Raw genomic sequence first — 15,778 nt, 5'->3', positions numbered from 1 at the left:
GAGCGCGCGTTGGCCGACGCCAGGACGGCCGAGGCGGAGATCATGCAATCCGGCCCGAAATCCAGGCTGCACGGCATCCCGATCGGCCTGAAGGACATCGTCGATACCAAGGGCCTGCCGACCACCTGCCAGTCCGCGATCCTGCAGGACAACATCCCCGAGACCGATGCCACCTGCGCCACGAAACTGGCCGAGGCCGGCAGTGTCCTGATGGGCAAGCTGACGACCCATGAATTCGCCGATGGCGGCCCATCCTTCGACCTGCCCAAGCCGCCTGCCGCCAATCCATGGAATCCCGAGCACTTCACCGCCGGCTCCTCCAGCGGCACCGGCGCGGCCGTGGCCTCGGGGATGATCCTCTGCGGCATCGGCACCGACACCGGCGGCTCGATCCGCGGGCCCGCCGCGCTCTGCGGCATCGCCGGCATCAAGCCGACCTATGGGCTCGTCTCCCGCGCCGGCGTGGCCCCGGCGGCGTTCAGCCTGGACCATATCGGGCCGATGGCCTGGACCGCCGAGGATTGCGCGCTGATGCTGCAAACCCTCGCCGGCCACGACCCGCGCGATCCCGCCAGCGCCAACAGGCCTGTTCCCGATTACACCGCGCTCCTGGGCATGAGCCTCAAGGGTGTCCGGATCGGCATCATCCGCCACTTCCATGAGCAGGACAGCCGGGTCAGCGCGCCGACCATCAAGGCGATCGATGACGCGGTGATGGTGTTCCGAGACCTCGGCGCCGAGATCAGCGAGGTCACGCTCTCCCCATTGCAGGATTGGCACGCTTGCGGGTCGTTGATCTCGATGACCGAACGCGCCGCCGCCTATGACGAATGGGCGCGGACCCGGCTGGGCGATTTCGGCGACCGGGTGCAGCGGCGGTTGATGCTGGGCGCGCTGGTCTCAGGCGTGGATTACGTACAGGCGGTGCGCCGGCGGCGGGAACTGCGGGACGAGTTGAAGGCGGCGATGGCAGGGCTGGACGTGGTGGTCACCGCCGGCGCGGCCGGGGAGGCGCCGAAACTCGACGGCGTCGAACGCTGGGACGTCTTCGCGCGTCCGAGCTTCACCATCCCGTTCAATGTCTCCGGCTATCCGGCGATCAGCGTCTGCTCGGGATTCGGCCCTAACGGGCTGCCGCTGTCGCTGCAGATCGTCGGCACGCCGTTCCAGGAGGCGAAGGTCTTCCAGGTCGCCGACGCGTTCGAGAAGGCCACGCCGCACCGGAACCCAAGGCCGGCGATGGTGGGGTAGGCGGAAGGCGCCGGTATTCCCATCGGCCCCCATCTCCTTCTGTTCGTCACAGCCGGCCTTGTGCCGGCCACCCGCGACTTGCGGTATTGAGGGCCTCAAAGTCGTGGGTAGCCGGCACGAAGCCGGCCATGAGGTGGGACAGAAGAAAGGGCGGGGGAAACGATCCCATCAAGTAACCCAACCACATTCCCCAATAAGGCACCCATGACCCATCATACCCTGCACGCCAGTCCCGAGACCGTCCGCCTGGGCGTCTTCAACGCGACCTATCCGCCGGTCATGACCATCCGGTCCGGCGACACCGTCACCGTCCAATGCGTGTCCGGCCGCAAGGACGTGCTGCCGCCGGCCTCCGCCGGCCTCAGCATCCCCCCGGCGCTGGCGGCGATCCTCGACGCCAACCCGACCTATAGCGCGGGCCACATCGTCACCGGGCCGATCGCCATCGACGGCGCGATGCCCGGCGACATGCTGGAGATCCGCATCGACGCGATCGAGCCCGGCGCCGACTGGGGCTACAACCTGATCCGCCCGCTGGCCGGCACGCTGCCCGAGGACTTCCACGACATCACGCTGATGCACATCAAGGTGGACAAGGACCGCCATGTCTGCACGCTGCCCTGGGGCACGGAACTGCCGCTCGCGCCGTTCTTCGGCGTCATGGGCGTCGCCCCGCCGCCGGCCTTCGGCACCATCGCTTCCAAGGAGCCGCGCATCCATGGCGGCAATCTCGACAACAAGGAACTGACCGCCGGCAGCACGCTGTTCCTGCCGGTCTGGGTGCCGGGCGGCAATTTCTCGGTTGGCGACGGTCACGGTGTGCAAGGCGACGGCGAGGTCTGCGTCACGGCGTTGGAGATGTGCCTGACCGGGACCTTCACCTTCACGCTGCACAAGGCCGAAACCCCGTCACACCCGCTGCTGGCGATGCCGAAGGCCGAGACGCCGACGCATTTCATCAGCATGGGCCTGAACGAAGACCTCGACCAGGCGATGAAGCAGGCGCTGCGGGAGATGATCGCGTTCATCACCAGCCGCACCAACTTGTCGCGCGAGCAGGCCTATGCGTTCTGCTCGCTGGCCGTGGATTTCCACGTCACCCAGACGGTGAACGGGGAGAAGGGCATTCACGGCATGCTGAAGAAAGGCCTGCTGTTCTAAACCGGTTTCACCGCGCCGCCAGCCGCACCACCGCGCCGGCGACGTCCAGCAGGTCCAACAGCCGCGCGACGTAGTGGTCGTGGACCGCGAAGCCAGGGGCAGCGGGGTCCTCCATCTGCCGCTCCAGCGCATCCAGCAACCGGCGCAGCCGCATCTGGTGCAGCCCCAGCTTCCGCTGCACCGGATCGGCCACGACCCCCGCAAAGGCCGAGGCCAGCGTGGACGCCGCCAGCAGGCCGCCGGTCAGTCCCGCCACCAGCACCGCCGAGGGCGCGATCGGGAACAGCGAATACCACAGCGACCCGAGCGCGCCGCCCATCGGGAAGGACATGACGGCGGCCCGCTGGGCGATGGCTGTTGCCAGCGTCGGGCCAAGCGACAACGCCCCCGGCGTCAGCTTGCGCAGCGCCAGCGCCCCCGCGCTCAGGCTCAACAGCGCCGTCGTGATCTCACTCGCCGCCGCTCGGGTACGCGCGTATTCGTCCATTGCGAGCTCGAGACGATGGCGGAGCGCCGGATCGTCACCTCGGGCGATCAGGGTTTCGAGCGCGGGGGCCACGGCCTGGACCACGCGGGGATCGGCCAGAATGGTTTCGGCGAGTGCGTCACGCTTCGCCACGCGGCTGCCGTCGCGATAGGGCAGTTCCAGCAGATCGGCATGCAGCCGCCAGGCGAGTTCCCGCCCGACGGCCGTATCGACAACCAGCCGCGTATTGCCTAGACGATTGGCCACGCGCGGCACGCCGAGCTTGCGGGCGAACTGGGCGGCGAGGAGAAGGCCGACCTGCGGGCCGGCCATGGTCAGGTTGAACGGCGCCTTGGCGATGTCCCATCCCAATGCCGAGCGGTGCAGGCGCATCGACCCGCGCAGCGAGAAGTTGGCGTCGACGAAAGTCGGCACGCGTGACCTGCGACTCACGAAATAGTTTCGGATGCCATCACTGACGATGTCACGCGCCAGGTCGTTCATTCCGGAATCGGTCTCATCATCGCCGGTTCCGTCTTTTGTTACGCCTGTATTGTCATGTGTCAAAGCCTGGTCCATGGCCCACCGTTTTCGTTATCTTTCGCTCTATGCCAGAGTGGTGGAATCTGTCTAAAGTTTCATAAAACAATCCAAGGAGGGACAATGTCCACGACGCGAACTGGCGGCGGGCAGCAAGACGACGCGACCCTGGAAGCTGCCGTGATGAAGCGGGTGTTCTGGCGCCTGATGCCATTCCTGCTCGCTGCCTATCTGGTTGCGTATATCGACCGGGTCAATGTCGGCTTCGCTTCCTTGCAGATGAACAAGGCCCTCGGCATCGATCCGACCATTTTCGGCCTGGGCGCCGGCATCTTCTTCATCGGCTACTTTATCCTGGAAGTGCCCAGCAACCTGGGGCTGGAGCGGTTCGGCGCGAGCCGCTGGATCGCGCGCATCATGATCTCCTGGGGGATCATCTCGGGGGCCTGCGCACTGATCACCGGATCGACCAGTTTCCTGGTGCTGCGCTTCCTGCTGGGCGCGGCGGAGGCCGGGTTCTTTCCCGGCGTCATCCTGTACCTGACCTATTGGTTCCCATCCGAATACCGCGCCAAGATCGTCGGCATCTTCATGGTGGCGATCCCGGTGGCAGGACTGACCGGATCGCCGATTTCGGGCGCCATCCTGGGCCTGGACGGCGTGCTGGGCCTTGGCGGCTGGCAATGGGTGTTCGTCCTGGAAGCGATACCGGCCGTGCTGATGGGCGTCTTCAGCTTCGTCTGGCTGACCGATCGGCCGGAGAACGCTACGTGGCTGAGCCCCGCGGAACGCGCCTGGCTGACCGGCAAACTGGCCTCGGAGCGGAGCCGGACGACCAAGGTGAAGCAGTTGTCGGTCTGGCAGACCATGGTCAACAAGCATGTGCTGGTGATGGCGCTGGTCTATTCCGGGGCGGCGGGCGCGTCGTCGGCGATGGCCGTCTGGCAGCCGCAGGTGATCAAGTCTTTCGGGCTGAGCAACCTGGAGACCGGCTTCCTGAACGCCGTGCCCTATGCGATCTCGGCGGTGTGGATGGTCCTGTGGGGTCGCTCGTCGGACCGCACCGGGGAGCGGGTCTGGCACAACGCGCTGCCGCTGGGGTGGATGGGCCTGGCGATGATCGCCACGTTCTGGGCCCCTAACCTCTGGGTGCTGCTGCCGATCCTGACGCTGGTCCTGGCCGGAACTTACGCGAGCAAAGGGCCGTTCTGGGCGTTGTCGTCGGAATGGCTGTCCGCGCCGGTGGCTGCGGTGGGCCTGGCGCAGATCAATGCCCTGGGCAACCTGTCGGGTTTCTTCGCGAACTTCCTGATCGGCTGGATCAAGTCCGCGACCGGCAGCTTTCCGCTGGCGATCATGCCGATCGCCATCCTGGCGCTGGTCGGCACCGTGGCGGTGCTGCTGGTCGGGCGTGGCCAACCGCGCACCGTCCCGGTTTCGCCGATCGGCAGGTCGGCTTAGGGAAGCTTTAACCTTTCATCGCGATAGTCCGCTTCGGGTGGCTGGCCACGGCGTGGCCAGCCGTCTGATTCGATGAAGCGGCGCATCGCGTGTCCATGACGCGCGGTCCTCGGCAGGGGCTGGCCTACAAGCATGGCACGCAGGGACGGCAAAAAGGGCGCGGGTATCATCATCCGCAAGACCGAGGAGGTGCATGGCGCCCACCATGGCGGCGCCTGGAAGGTCGCATACGCCGACTTCGTCACCGCGATGATGGCGTTCTTCCTGCTGATGTGGCTGCTGAACGCGACGACCGAGGCGCAGCGCAAGGGCCTCGCCGATTATTTCAGCCCCAGCAACCTGATGTCGCACGCCTCATCCGGGTCGGGTGAGCCGTTTGGCGGGCATACGCCCTATGACAACGGGGAGTTGGCGTCCGACCGCGGCACCGTGCAGGTGACAGTGGGCAAGCGGCCGGTCGTGGACATGACCGATGACGGCGACGATCCCGTTTCACAGAACAGCCATCATGCGCGGCAGGGCGACGGGGTAGGGCGCGGTCCGGTCCCCGACGACATGGACCAGGACGACAAACCCGATCCCAATGCGCGCGGCCAGTCGGGGCGTCGCCAGGCCGTCGGGCCTGGTGGACCGATGAGCGAGCAGCGTGACGGTCAGCCGCTGACCCGCACGCCGGGCGACGTCGACCTGCAGGCGGCGATGCGCCAGGCCGAGAAGGCGTCGTTCGAGCGTGCGGCCCAGCAGATCAAGGACGCGGTCCGGAACGATCCAGCGCTGGCGGAACTGTCGAAGCAGCTTGCGGTCGACATGACGCCGCAGGGCCTGCGCATACAGATCATGGATGAGGTGAAGTTGCCGATGTTCCCAAGCGGGTCCTCCGTGCCGAATGAGCGTACCCGGCTGCTGATCCAGAAGATCGTGCCGGTACTGATGAAGCTGAACAAATCGATCTCGATCGCCGGACATACCGACGCGCAGCCGTTTCCGGGGCCGGGCCGTACGAACTGGGAACTGTCGACTGAACGCGCCAATGCCACGCGCCGCCTGCTGGTGGAGGGCGGATTCCCCGATGCTCGGGTTCAGTCCGTCACCGGCCACGCGGACCGTGAGCCGTTGCTGCCGAACGATCCAATGGCCGCTGCCAATCGCCGGATCGCCATCATGGTGCTGCATGATCCGCCCCCGGCGGCACTGCCCCAAACCTCGGCATCCCAAGCGTCGACGCCGCCTGCCGCTATCACGCATTAAAGGAGGAACGCATGCTCACAGTCGGCGGCTTAGTGTTCCTGCTCTTGTGCGTCTTCGGCAGCTATATCGTGTCGGGCGGCAGCCTGGGGCCGCTGGTCGAGGCTCTGCCGTTCGAGATGTGGACGATCGGCGGCGCGGCCGTCGGCACCTGCGTGATGGCCAACAGCATCAATGACCTGAAGCATCTGGGCGGCGCGATGGTCAAGATGCTGAAAGGGGCAGCGTTCCGGAAGGGCGATTACGTCGACCTGCTGAGCTTGCTGTTCCACCTGACGAAGCTCGCCTCCAACAAAGGCGTGGTGGCGATCGAAGCCCATGTCGAGCAGCCGGCCGAGAGCGAGATCTTCCAGAAATTCCCGAAGGTCCTGAAGAACCATCACGCGCTGACGATGATCTGCGACTACCTGCGCATGTTCACCATGAACGCCGACGATCCGAATCAGATCGAGGACCTGATCATGCGCGAGTTGAAGAAGACGCTGGCGGAGGAACTGCATCCCTCGCACATGATGCAGACCATGGCGGATGCGCTGCCGGCACTGGGAATTGTGGCGGCGGTGCTGGGCGTGGTGAAGACGATGTCGCATATCGACCAGCCGCCGGCCGTGTTGGGCGCCATGATCGGCGGCGCGCTGGTCGGCACGTTCCTGGGCGTCCTGTTGGCCTACGGGATTGCCGGCCCGTTCTCCAATCGCATGCGCGGCGTGGTGGAGGAGGAAGCCAAATACCTGGAGGTGATTCGCGCCGTGCTGGTCAGCCACCTGCACGGCAATGCCCCGCCGGTCAGCGTCGAGACCGGGCGGAAAATGGTGCCGTCCCAGCACATGCCGACGTTCCTGGAGCTGGAGGAGGCGACTGACGCGATCAAGGTGTAACAGGAACGTCCCATATCTTGCTTTTTCATCGGTCCGGCGCACACTACGGATATGAAATCGCGCCTGACCGGCCTGTTGCCACGTGGCCTGCTGCCAAACGGCCTGCGGAACGCGGGGTTGGCTGGCGTTCTGGGCAGCATCCTATGGCACGGCGCCGCGACGGCGCAGGCGCCCGTGCCGGTCGAGAGTCATTACGAACTCTACGCCGGCGGTTTGCAGATCGCCGATGTAAAGACCGGCATCGAAATGGGGCCGCGATCGTACCAAGTGCATCTAGCTTATCATACCACGGGCCTCGTCAACCTGTTCTCCCGAGGCGTGAACGACACGACCGTCACGGGCGTCTGGCAAGGCAACATGGCGCAGCCGACCGATTGGCATGCCCAGGGATCCTGGAGAGGCGATCCGCGGCTGGCGGACATCGCATTCGTCGCGGGCATGCCCGTGGTCCGGCAGTTGGATCCAGCCGACGCGCAGGAGCGGGGGCCGGTGCCCAATTCGCTGAAAGCCGGGTCGATCGACACGCTCAGCGCAATGATTGATCTGCTGCGCGAGGCCACATTGGCCAGACGTTGCGATCTTTCCGACAGGACTTTTGACGGCCACCGCATCATCCAGTTCGTCAGCCGCACCGTTGGACCTGAGACACTGGGCCCCTATCGCGGATCGTGGTTCACCGGATCGACGCTGCGATGCGATTTCACCGGCACCCCGATCGCCGGCATGAAAACCGGTGATTCCGCCGATGCCCGACCGTTCCGTGGCTCGATCTGGATCGCATCGCCGGTTGCGGGCGCGCCGCCAATCCCGGTACGCATGGCATTCCAAACGCGTTGGTTCGGCGACGCGGTGATGTACCTGATGCAGGCCCAGGCCGCCCCTGGGCTGCTGGTCGCGGGAGCACATTAGCCTCAGCCACCCGCCTTCGTCCCCCCTTCAGTCCATGGGATCACCGACACGGAAAGCGTCCCTGATCCGCCGTACACGCCCCGCCGGATCGACCAGGATCACGTCGAACCGGACGCCCTTCCGACCCCAATCCGGATGCAGGCAAAGCAGCATCTCGCACGCCGCGGTCAACCGGTTCATCTGCCGGCGCGTCAACGCCGCCGCCGCCTGAGCGAGGGTCGGGCGAGCCTTCACTTCGATGATGGCAAGAAGGCCTTCTTTGTCGGCAATGAGGTCGATCTCGCCCGCCGGGGTACGGACGCGCTGGCCCAGCACGGCCCAGCCATCCGCTTCGATCGCGCGGCGAGCCGTCGCCTCGGCCGCGAGACCGGCGGCGTGACTGGTCAAAGGACGCACGCCAAGCGCCGCGGCCCGGTGGGATGGAGGCATGCGGGCAGAATGACGGAGGGGGGCTAACAAACGGTAAACTCGTTCCCCCCGCGCGTCAGGCCGTGAACCGAAGCGTCGTCATCAAGCCTGCATCGGCTCGCCGAACGGAACCCAGGCCTTGCCGTCGAACCGTTGCAACCGCAACCGCTTGATCGCCAGGAAGTCCGTCGGCGTGGTCGTGAACCGGATGCCGGCGTGGAACATCGGCAACTGGATATCCAGGTTCGCGGCCTGCTTCATGATGTTTTCCCGCGACAGGTCGTTGCCGCATTGCTTGAAGACCTGCATCCCGGTCTGCGCGCCGCAATAGCCGTAGACGTTGTTGATGTCCGTAAGATCGCCGTCGGGCTGGTATTTCCGCATGAACGCCAGCCAGTCCTTGTAGCCGGGATCGGCCTTCCACTGAGGATCGGATGGGTCCTTCATGTACGACCCGGTCACCAGCCCGATCCCTTTGTCCAGCCCCGCCGGCGCGATGCCCGAGGAGACCGAGGCCATCGTCGTGGTGATCACGTAGAGCGGGTTCCAGTTCAGGTCGCGTACCTTGCGCAGCGCCATGGCGCCGAACTTGGGAATCCCTCCGGTGAACAGCGCATCCGCGCCGGAGGCTTGCAGCTCCACGATCTGCGAATCGATCGTCGGATCGGTCGGTTCGTAGCTGGTGATCTTGACGATCTGGTTCACCTTGTCGCCAAGCGCGTCCTTGAAGCCCTTCAGGAAATCCAGACCGGAATCGTCGTTCTGATACAGCACGCCGATCTTCGCGTTGGGCTTCTGGCTGAGTATATATCTTGCGTAGATACGCCCTTCGATCTGATAGCTGACCTGCCAGCCGATGGTCCACGGATAGTGCTGGGGATCGTCGAACCCGGTGTTTCCCGACGCGATGAAAAGCTGCGGTACTTTCTTCGCATTCAGGTATTTGCGCGTCGCCACGTTGGTCGGCGTGCCCAGCGGCTGCATCAGGCAGGCGACGCCTTCTTCCTCGACCAGCTTGCGGGTCTGCTCGACCGTCTTGGGCGGGCTATAGCCGTCGTCCAGCGATAGCAGCTTGATCTTCCGCCCGTTGATCCCACCTTGATCGTTGATCATCTTCACATATGCCAGCTCGGTTCGTCCGATCGGCGCATAGCTCGATGCGGGTCCGGAATAGGGCATGGTCTGGCCGATCAGCAATTCCTTGTCGGTCACGCCGGGGGCCTCCTTCGCCGGCGCGATCTGGGGCACGGCGAGCGGCGCGGCGAGTGCGGTCCCTGACAGGATCAGGGCCCTGCGGCGTGTGAGCATATGGGTCAAACCTTTCCTTGGTAACGTTTCATTCTCATGACTATGGTGTCGAGCAGGTGCGGCCGCATCCGTTCCGTCCATGGTGTATGCGCCGCCTTGGCCCAGGCGTCCGAATGTGAAACGGCCACGTCGCGCAGGTGGTAGACGGCGACGAACCCACGCTCCGACGCGCGGTCGGCGGCCTGGAACCGGCGGGCGGCGAGCACGCCGGGGACGGCGGCAAGCTGTGGCAGGTGCTCTTCGTTGTACCAGGCGGTGAACTCGGCCTCGGTGCCGGGCTTGGGGGTGATCGCCGCCATGAGCAGACCGCCCGCGCCCTCCGGTGCGGCGGCGTCACCGGGCACGATCTGCGTTCCCTCGAACCGCAGCAGGCGCCGGGCCATGGCAGTCACACGCTTGGTCCATGGCGTCTGATGTGCTCCGCTCACTGCCAGATAGGCGGGGGATCGGAGAACGGAATGGCTGGCGAGGTCGTAGGTGGCGATGTGAAGATTGGGATCGTCCTCTCCGATCCAGCGCTCTGCGTTGAGGAAACCAGGAACCCGGAGACGTTCCGGGACATGTTCCCGGTCATACCAGGCGTGGAATTCGTCGGCATGGGTCGTCCGCAAATCAAACGCCATCAGCAACAGCCCCTTGGCCATGCTGCCCGCCCTCCCTTTGTTTATCGGCAGTCTGGCACGCCGCCGCCGGCGTTGCCAGTCCCGGCGGATTGAGGCATGCAGCCGAATGATCAAAGGAGATGTGCGATATGCCCTTCCTGACCGAACCGGAACCCGAGCGGGGCGCCAGGCTGGAGATCTTGCCGGGAATCAGCCGGATCGTGGCGAACAACCCGGGCCCGATGACATTCTTTGGGACCAACACATGGCTGATCGACAGTGCGGACGGGACGATCGTCCTCGATCCCGGTCCGGAGGATGATCCGGAGCATATCGAGGCCATCCTGCGCCACACCGACGGCAAGGTGGCGCTGATCGTCGTATCGCATACGCATCATGACCATGTCGGGGCGGTACCGGCGTTGAAAGCGGCCACCGGTGCCAGGACGGTCGGGTTTCGCACCAGCGCGATCGATACGTTCCAGGCGGACATCAAGCTGGACCATGGCGATACGATTGCCGGGATGACTGCCTTGCACACGCCTGGACACCGGTCTGACCATCTGTGCTTCTCGTTGCCGCGGCAGGATGAGACCATCCTGTTCAGCGCCGATCATGTGATGTCCTGGTCGACCAGCGTCGTCAGCCCGCCGGACGGCAACATGGCTCATTACTTCAATAGTCTGAAAGTGCTGCTGGATCGCGACGAGGCCGCCTATCTGCCTGGACATGGCCCGCTGCTGCGCAATCCGCAGAACCTGGTGCGGGAGATGCTGACCCATCGCGTGCTGCGCGAGCAGTCGATCCTGAAGAAGCTGACGGAGGGGCCGACGGATCCGGCGGCGATTGTCGACAAGCTGTATCGCGGGCTGAAACCCCGGCTTCACAAGGCGGCGGAGCGCAGCGTGCTCGCGCACCTGCTGAAGCTGGAGGAGGAGGGGAAGGCCACGCGGGATGGGGACGTGTGGGTGTCGGTGTAGGGAGGGATGGCGGGGGCGCACTGGCCTTGGGCTGTTGACCAGCTTGCAGGCCGTTTGAGGTGGCTACGGAGCGTGTAGTAGGCCAATTGCAACCAGATAGGCTGCTGCACTGCCGTACGTTTGCGCGGCTCGCCGTGCGTCGTGCAATGCCATCAACCTGTTCCCCTACCGAAATACGCCCACACGCCTTGCTGTCAGGCCGCTGAAACGCTTGACACTTCCCCCCCTCGGGAGGAGGAAGATGTCCGAAAGCGATGGCGCAGCTTCGCAAGAGGGCGATCAACAAACACCAGCAGTGACCATGAAATAAGTCCTGTGAGAACCGTCGCGATAATGATGGAGTAAGGATGCCACGGCGAACCGAAATAATGTTCGCCGGGCCCTAGCGCGACGTGATGAATGAGATAGATAGAATAACTCATTTGTCCGATCACGACAAATGGCCGGCTCGCTAGGATTCTGCGTATGAAGTTGGCACGGTCCCAGCTAATGACAGCCGTAAAGAACGGCATCAGACAAATTCCTTGCATTGTGTAGCGTATTGTTTGTCTAAAACCTTCGTCGCGAACGACGAACGCCATCAGCAATCCGAGCATGCCAGCGGCAAAGCACTTTCGTCCGGAAAGGATCCGGTAGGCCTGTTCTCCCCAGCGGGTCTCAAACATTATTCTGAGTAAGGCTCCGTAAAGTATCGAATCGACGCGGGTGTCTGTGGCCATGTAGATATAATCGGAGGAGAAACCTAGAAGATAGAAGGCGATAAAGCGCCATAGCAAAACCACGGCAGCCAACCCGACAACGATCATGCAGAGTTTTTCGGCGTTACCGATAGTCCGGCGCACCAACCAAGGCCATAACAAGTAAAAATGCTCTTCTATCGCCAGAGACCAGTATACGCCAAATGGAAGAACCCATTGAAAAGTCATGTTTGACGCAACGTCAAAGTAATTAGTATAATAGAATAGTGCGGCCGCCGATGTTGCGATCGGTATAGGACCTCCGCCAACTGCCGTTCTGGTGTAGACACAAAAAATATTGGCCAGAGCCACGGAAATGACAAGCGATGGCGTCAGGCGGAGCCACCTCCGCAGGTAGAAGCGAGGAATATCAACACGCTTCGTTTTGGAGTATTCTGCGAAGAAAAGGGTTGTGATTAGATAGCCGCTGAGGAAGAAGAACAGAGTTACCCCGAATCCCCCTGGTATATAGGGGATCAGCTTGAAATGCGCGGCAACGACGATGCCAATCGCGACTGCTCTCACGCCGTCCAGTTCGGGAACGTAGCCGACTGACGCTCGCGGTGGAGACGCTTCTCTCAAGCCTGAGCTGCCCATTGCCGAAAACCCTCTGGTCGAACGTTGAAACTGCGACGGAACTGAGACGAGGTATTGGTTACCAATATGCTGGAGCAAACCTAGAGGCTGGATCGGGAGGAAAACAACGGCCCGATGGCCCGTTCAACGATGGGGGCCGATCGATGTCAGGATAACAAGCAAAGATCATGTCAATTTATAACAACATCTACAAAATATTGCAACAAAATACTGCAATAAATAACTGTCATCGCAGGTTGGCAGGAGGCAAATCGTTCTGCACGCCGTGCGCGATTTAAGTGGGCTGCTTAAGCGTATATGGTGCAAAGTTGGTTTTCACTTTGACTAAATCGCTTGATCGGACTCCATCTGCATTGTCCACTACTTATAGTGGTGGATCAGATAGACCTTCCGGTGTCGTCGCAGTCACCGCGAGCCCATTCCCGCGGCGACGCGTAAGTGGCTGACTTGTACCGGATGTGTCAGGAGCATGGAAACGTCTGTCAACCGGTTCTGTAGTGCCTTTGCCTATACAACGAAGCCAATGCTGGATTAGCCGCACTGTAGATGCTTCGCTTCTGTCGGGCGACCGCTAAGCTGGCGTCGCACATCCAGGCACACAAGAAGAATTGTAACGTCGTGATTTGCCCTGGCGCCAAAAGAATTGCCTCGCTAATAGCCATGACAAGCAAACCGACTAGGAAGGCGATCGTAGTGCGTCCGAGATAGGGATCAGCGTATCGGATGCAAAGCTTGGCTTGGCGGAAACTGCGATACATGATCACGAGAACCAGGATCGTGCCGACTAGGCCGAGCTGTAACAAGAGTTCCAGCAGGCCATTGTGCGCTTCGGGTACCGTCCAGACCAATGCCCTATCGATCTCGACCGCATCCGGATTGGAAAGAAGCCAAAATCCGTTGAGACCCCAACCGAGCAGCGGTTTCTTTAAAATTTCTGGAATCACATACGGCCAGATCTCCGTTCGTCCTGTCAGTGTCGCATCCTTTCCAAGTGCTTCAAACAATATGTCTGGTGCGATGGCGATAACTGTCAGGGCGATTAGCATGCATCCAATTAGGCAATAGCAAAGAATCCGAGCTGCGCCTCGCCGTGAATATAAGGTCATAACCGTCAGCATGGCGATGTAGACCAGTCCCACCAGCAGGGATGTCGACGATTTCGCCGCAACAGTCATGGCAATGCAAAATACAATAGCGACCCCATATTTGAGGCGTCCCTTGCGCTCCGCCATGAAGCAATACAGGGCTGCCAGGACACCTCCCGTCATGGCCTCCGCAAGTGCGTTCTTGTATGAAAACGCGCCGCGGAAATCCGTATGCCCGATTGCCGTCGAAAGGTATCCGTAGGGTGTAAATGCCAGCGCCAGCGAGGCGAGACCTGCCATCACAGCCACTAGAACGGTGATTTTCATAATCCTGTCGACCGGAACGCTGTACACCATTCCCAGCGCCGCAACAGCGACGCAGGCGTTGTTGATGCCGGTCCGGACCGAGGCGCCCATGTCCGTTGACCAGGCTGCGGACACCAGCCCTAGGCCAACATACAAGAGTGGCAGAATATTGATTGTCCGAAGTCTCGCCAGCGTGACCCGGCTTCGCAACATGAGAAACAGCGCCGCCGCGATGGAAAGCACGTTAAGCAATTGCGTGAGTTTATCACCGCCCTTGCCTTCCCACTCCCCGTACAGCGTCCGGTCGAGGACGGCGAGGGAACCCATGCACTGCACGATGGTGAAAGCGATGGCACAATTGACCAGCGTCTTCATGGGCGCCTTCCACCATACCCACGACAACGCCGATCCTGTCGAGCAGTGCGGAACGTCGTCGCCAATATGTTTTTTGAAACAGACGTGACCCAGCGAGAAATCTGCTGCCTGACTGCCACCAGATCGTCAAGCTGAGTTCCTACCCGTCCGCGGGTAAGCGCATGAGATGGCATGATCAAGTTCGGTCTGTCCCGGCCCAAGATTGCGTGGAAGCGCAAGGAGTATATAAAACAAAAAATGTCAGATTGCAATATTTATGGAACAAGACGGACTAGGCTAAAATTCCTATACAACTACTGATGGTCCCATTCGGTTGCCGATGCATCAGGTCAAGATTGCCCTTAGTCAACTATTCAATATCGGATTATCACGACAGGGGCCGCTGATGCCACGAGATTTCCGTCCCCATGGAAAGAAACGGCGGCGCCGCCCTTTTAAGGCGCCCGTCCCCAATGGCTTTAGCCACAGGCGAACCTGTGGCTAAAGGGAAGTCCGTTCGCACTATCTCCTTCCGCTTATGGACACTTCGTGAGGCTATGATAGCAGGCGCCTGCGTCGACCGCGGAGGTAGCCAAGTAGGGTTTGGCTGCCCCATAGCCGATAGCCGGGCTCTGAGCCGTCAGGGCGAAGTTGAAGCTTGAGGCCCCGACCAAGGAGGGGTTCACGTTACACTTGTTAGAGGTGCAGGACATCGTATCCGGCGAGATGATGGCGTTCCCGTTAGGGCCCCAGCCCCAGGGGGGGTTCCCGCCGTAGGTCACGTTGGTGGTCCAGGTATTGTTCGCATCCGTGACGCCAGCAGCGCTACCACCCAACAACGGAACATTTGCCATCAATGGACATGGTGCCGGAGCAATGTCGTACGAGGCGCCCTTGCATCGCGGATCGGCAGTGCTTGCTGCTGGTATGGCGATCGCGACATTGTTGGTGAACACATTTTGAACACCACCGGCTTCATGGATTTCGCCTCTGGGGAAGCCGGAGTTGAAGGGGTCCAGATTGTTATTGTACGCCGTGTTGTTGGAAACGGTGACATAGGAGGACCGGAAAATCTCAACGCCCCGGCCACCGTTGTTGTAAGTGACGTTGTTCGCGACCAGCGTTTGGTTCGGATACAGTACGTTGTCGACTCCGGATCCATTGAACGTATCCATGATGATGCCGTTGCCATCCGTATCGTAGGGATTCGAGGCGGTTCCGCATTGAGTAAGGATATTGTTGTATGAAACATTCCACGAGATGATTTGATGGTACGGGGCGTAAGTCTTGTCCATCGTCGTCAGCGTATAGTTCGGGGTCGCCTTCGCAACCACGATACCGATGCCTGAGCCCTGAGCATCGCAGGTGACGTTGGCATTGTCGTACGTCGTGTTATGGAGCACATAGACCCAGTCGGACTCGTTTGTATTGATCCCTGCCTGCCCGTAGCCATGAACGATATTGTTGAGAGCCCAGAGATGGTGAACACT

14 protein-coding genes are annotated in these 15,778 nt (G+C 61.9%); 7 read left to right on the top strand and 7 right to left on the bottom strand.

Translation table 11 applies throughout. The features are described 5' to 3' along the window. Positions 1-1,251: amidase (locus VHB27_RS14760; protein ID WP_325601724.1), on the top strand; the 1,251-nt coding region annotated here is incomplete at its 5' end. A gap of 204 nt (positions 1,252-1,455) precedes the next feature. Further along, positions 1,456-2,412, top strand: coding sequence for an acetamidase/formamidase family protein (locus VHB27_RS14755; RefSeq protein WP_325601722.1), 957 nt, complete (start codon positions 1,456-1,458; stop codon positions 2,410-2,412). Between the two features lie 7 nt (positions 2,413-2,419). On the opposite strand, the gene VHB27_RS14750 is transcribed toward VHB27_RS14755, so the two are convergent. Then, on the bottom strand, positions 2,420-3,382 hold the full coding sequence (locus tag VHB27_RS14750; protein ID WP_325601718.1) for a DUF6635 family protein: 963 nt from the start codon (positions 3,380-3,382) through the stop codon (positions 2,420-2,422). Between the two features lie 159 nt (positions 3,383-3,541). Here VHB27_RS14750 and VHB27_RS14745 point away from each other — a divergent pair, with 159 nt between their 5' ends. The 4 genes from VHB27_RS14745 (at position 3,542) to VHB27_RS14730 (ending at position 7,911) form a co-directional block, all read left to right on the top strand. Then, on the top strand, positions 3,542-4,879 hold the full coding sequence (locus VHB27_RS14745; RefSeq protein ID WP_325601716.1) for an MFS transporter: 1,338 nt from the start codon (positions 3,542-3,544) through the stop codon (positions 4,877-4,879). A gap of 132 nt (positions 4,880-5,011) precedes the next feature. Next, the gene (locus tag VHB27_RS14740) at positions 5,012-6,127 is read left to right on the top strand and encodes a flagellar motor protein MotB (protein WP_325601714.1); all 1,116 of its coding nucleotides are present in this window, start codon (positions 5,012-5,014) and stop codon (positions 6,125-6,127) included. An 11-nt stretch (positions 6,128-6,138) separates the two neighbouring features. After that, on the top strand, positions 6,139-7,002 hold the full coding sequence (motA, locus tag VHB27_RS14735; protein ID WP_325601711.1) for a flagellar motor stator protein MotA: 864 nt from the start codon (positions 6,139-6,141) through the stop codon (positions 7,000-7,002). 213 nt (positions 7,003-7,215) lie between these two features. Continuing rightward, positions 7,216-7,911, top strand: a complete 696-nt coding sequence (locus VHB27_RS14730; RefSeq protein WP_408904006.1) for a hypothetical protein — start codon at positions 7,216-7,218, stop codon at positions 7,909-7,911. Between the two features lie 27 nt (positions 7,912-7,938). On the opposite strand, the gene VHB27_RS14725 is transcribed toward VHB27_RS14730, so the two are convergent. The 3 genes from VHB27_RS14725 to VHB27_RS14715 all read right to left on the bottom strand — a co-directional run bounded on the left by VHB27_RS14725 (position 7,939) and on the right by VHB27_RS14715 (position 10,271). Beyond that, positions 7,939-8,307, bottom strand: coding sequence for a YraN family protein (locus VHB27_RS14725; RefSeq protein ID WP_325601706.1), 369 nt, complete (start codon positions 8,305-8,307; stop codon positions 7,939-7,941). A gap of 114 nt (positions 8,308-8,421) precedes the next feature. Then, positions 8,422-9,627 carry an ABC transporter substrate-binding protein gene (locus VHB27_RS14720; RefSeq protein WP_325601704.1) on the bottom strand — a complete coding sequence of 402 codons (1,206 nt, stop codon included), beginning with the start codon at positions 9,625-9,627 and terminating at the stop codon, positions 8,422-8,424. A gap of 5 nt (positions 9,628-9,632) precedes the next feature. After that, entirely contained in the window at positions 9,633-10,271 is a 639-nt protein-coding gene (locus VHB27_RS14715; RefSeq protein WP_325601702.1) for a hypothetical protein, read from the bottom strand. Positions 10,272-10,378: 107 nt separating this feature from the next. On the opposite strand from VHB27_RS14715, the gene VHB27_RS14710 reads away from it, so the two are divergent. After that, positions 10,379-11,209, top strand: a complete 831-nt coding sequence (locus VHB27_RS14710; RefSeq protein ID WP_325601700.1) for an MBL fold metallo-hydrolase — start codon at positions 10,379-10,381, stop codon at positions 11,207-11,209. A gap of 194 nt (positions 11,210-11,403) precedes the next feature. Here the strand turns inward: VHB27_RS14710 and VHB27_RS14705 are convergent, their stop codons facing one another. From VHB27_RS14705 to VHB27_RS14695, 3 genes are all read right to left on the bottom strand, one after another. Continuing rightward, on the bottom strand, positions 11,404-12,543 hold the full coding sequence (locus VHB27_RS14705; protein ID WP_325601698.1) for an acyltransferase family protein: 1,140 nt from the start codon (positions 12,541-12,543) through the stop codon (positions 11,404-11,406). Positions 12,544-13,025: 482 nt separating this feature from the next. After that, positions 13,026-14,309, bottom strand: coding sequence for an O-antigen ligase family protein (locus VHB27_RS14700; protein WP_325601696.1), 1,284 nt, complete (start codon positions 14,307-14,309; stop codon positions 13,026-13,028). A 515-nt stretch (positions 14,310-14,824) separates the two neighbouring features. Further along, the coding region (locus VHB27_RS14695) for a hypothetical protein (RefSeq protein ID WP_325601694.1) at positions 14,825-15,778 on the bottom strand (954 nt) is incomplete at its 5' end.

It is taken from the genome of Rhodopila sp. (assembly GCF_035548235.1).
In the GTDB taxonomy this organism is placed as follows: domain Bacteria; phylum Pseudomonadota; class Alphaproteobacteria; order Acetobacterales; family Acetobacteraceae; genus Rhodopila.
This window is presented reverse-complemented; position numbering and strand designations above follow the sequence as displayed.

Bases quoted from the DNA above. Each gene is read 5' to 3' on its own strand.
- VHB27_RS14740 (WP_325601714.1), top strand. From the start codon at position 5,012: ATGGCACGCAGGGACGGCAAAAAGGGCGCGGGTATCATCATCCGCAAG.
- VHB27_RS14705 (WP_325601698.1), bottom strand. From the start codon at position 12,543: ATGGGCAGCTCAGGCTTGAGAGAAGCGTCTCCACCGCGAGCGTCAGTC.
- VHB27_RS14710 (WP_325601700.1), top strand. From the start codon at position 10,379: ATGCCCTTCCTGACCGAACCGGAACCCGAGCGGGGCGCCAGGCTGGAG.
- motA (WP_325601711.1), top strand. From the start codon at position 6,139: ATGCTCACAGTCGGCGGCTTAGTGTTCCTGCTCTTGTGCGTCTTCGGC.
- VHB27_RS14720 (WP_325601704.1), bottom strand. From the start codon at position 9,627: ATGCTCACACGCCGCAGGGCCCTGATCCTGTCAGGGACCGCACTCGCC.
- VHB27_RS14745 (WP_325601716.1), top strand. From the start codon at position 3,542: ATGTCCACGACGCGAACTGGCGGCGGGCAGCAAGACGACGCGACCCTG.
- VHB27_RS14700 (WP_325601696.1), bottom strand. From the start codon at position 14,309: ATGAAGACGCTGGTCAATTGTGCCATCGCTTTCACCATCGTGCAGTGC.
- VHB27_RS14715 (WP_325601702.1), bottom strand. From the start codon at position 10,271: ATGGCCAAGGGGCTGTTGCTGATGGCGTTTGATTTGCGGACGACCCAT.
- VHB27_RS14750 (WP_325601718.1), bottom strand. From the start codon at position 3,382: ATGAACGACCTGGCGCGTGACATCGTCAGTGATGGCATCCGAAACTAT.
- VHB27_RS14755 (WP_325601722.1), top strand. From the start codon at position 1,456: ATGACCCATCATACCCTGCACGCCAGTCCCGAGACCGTCCGCCTGGGC.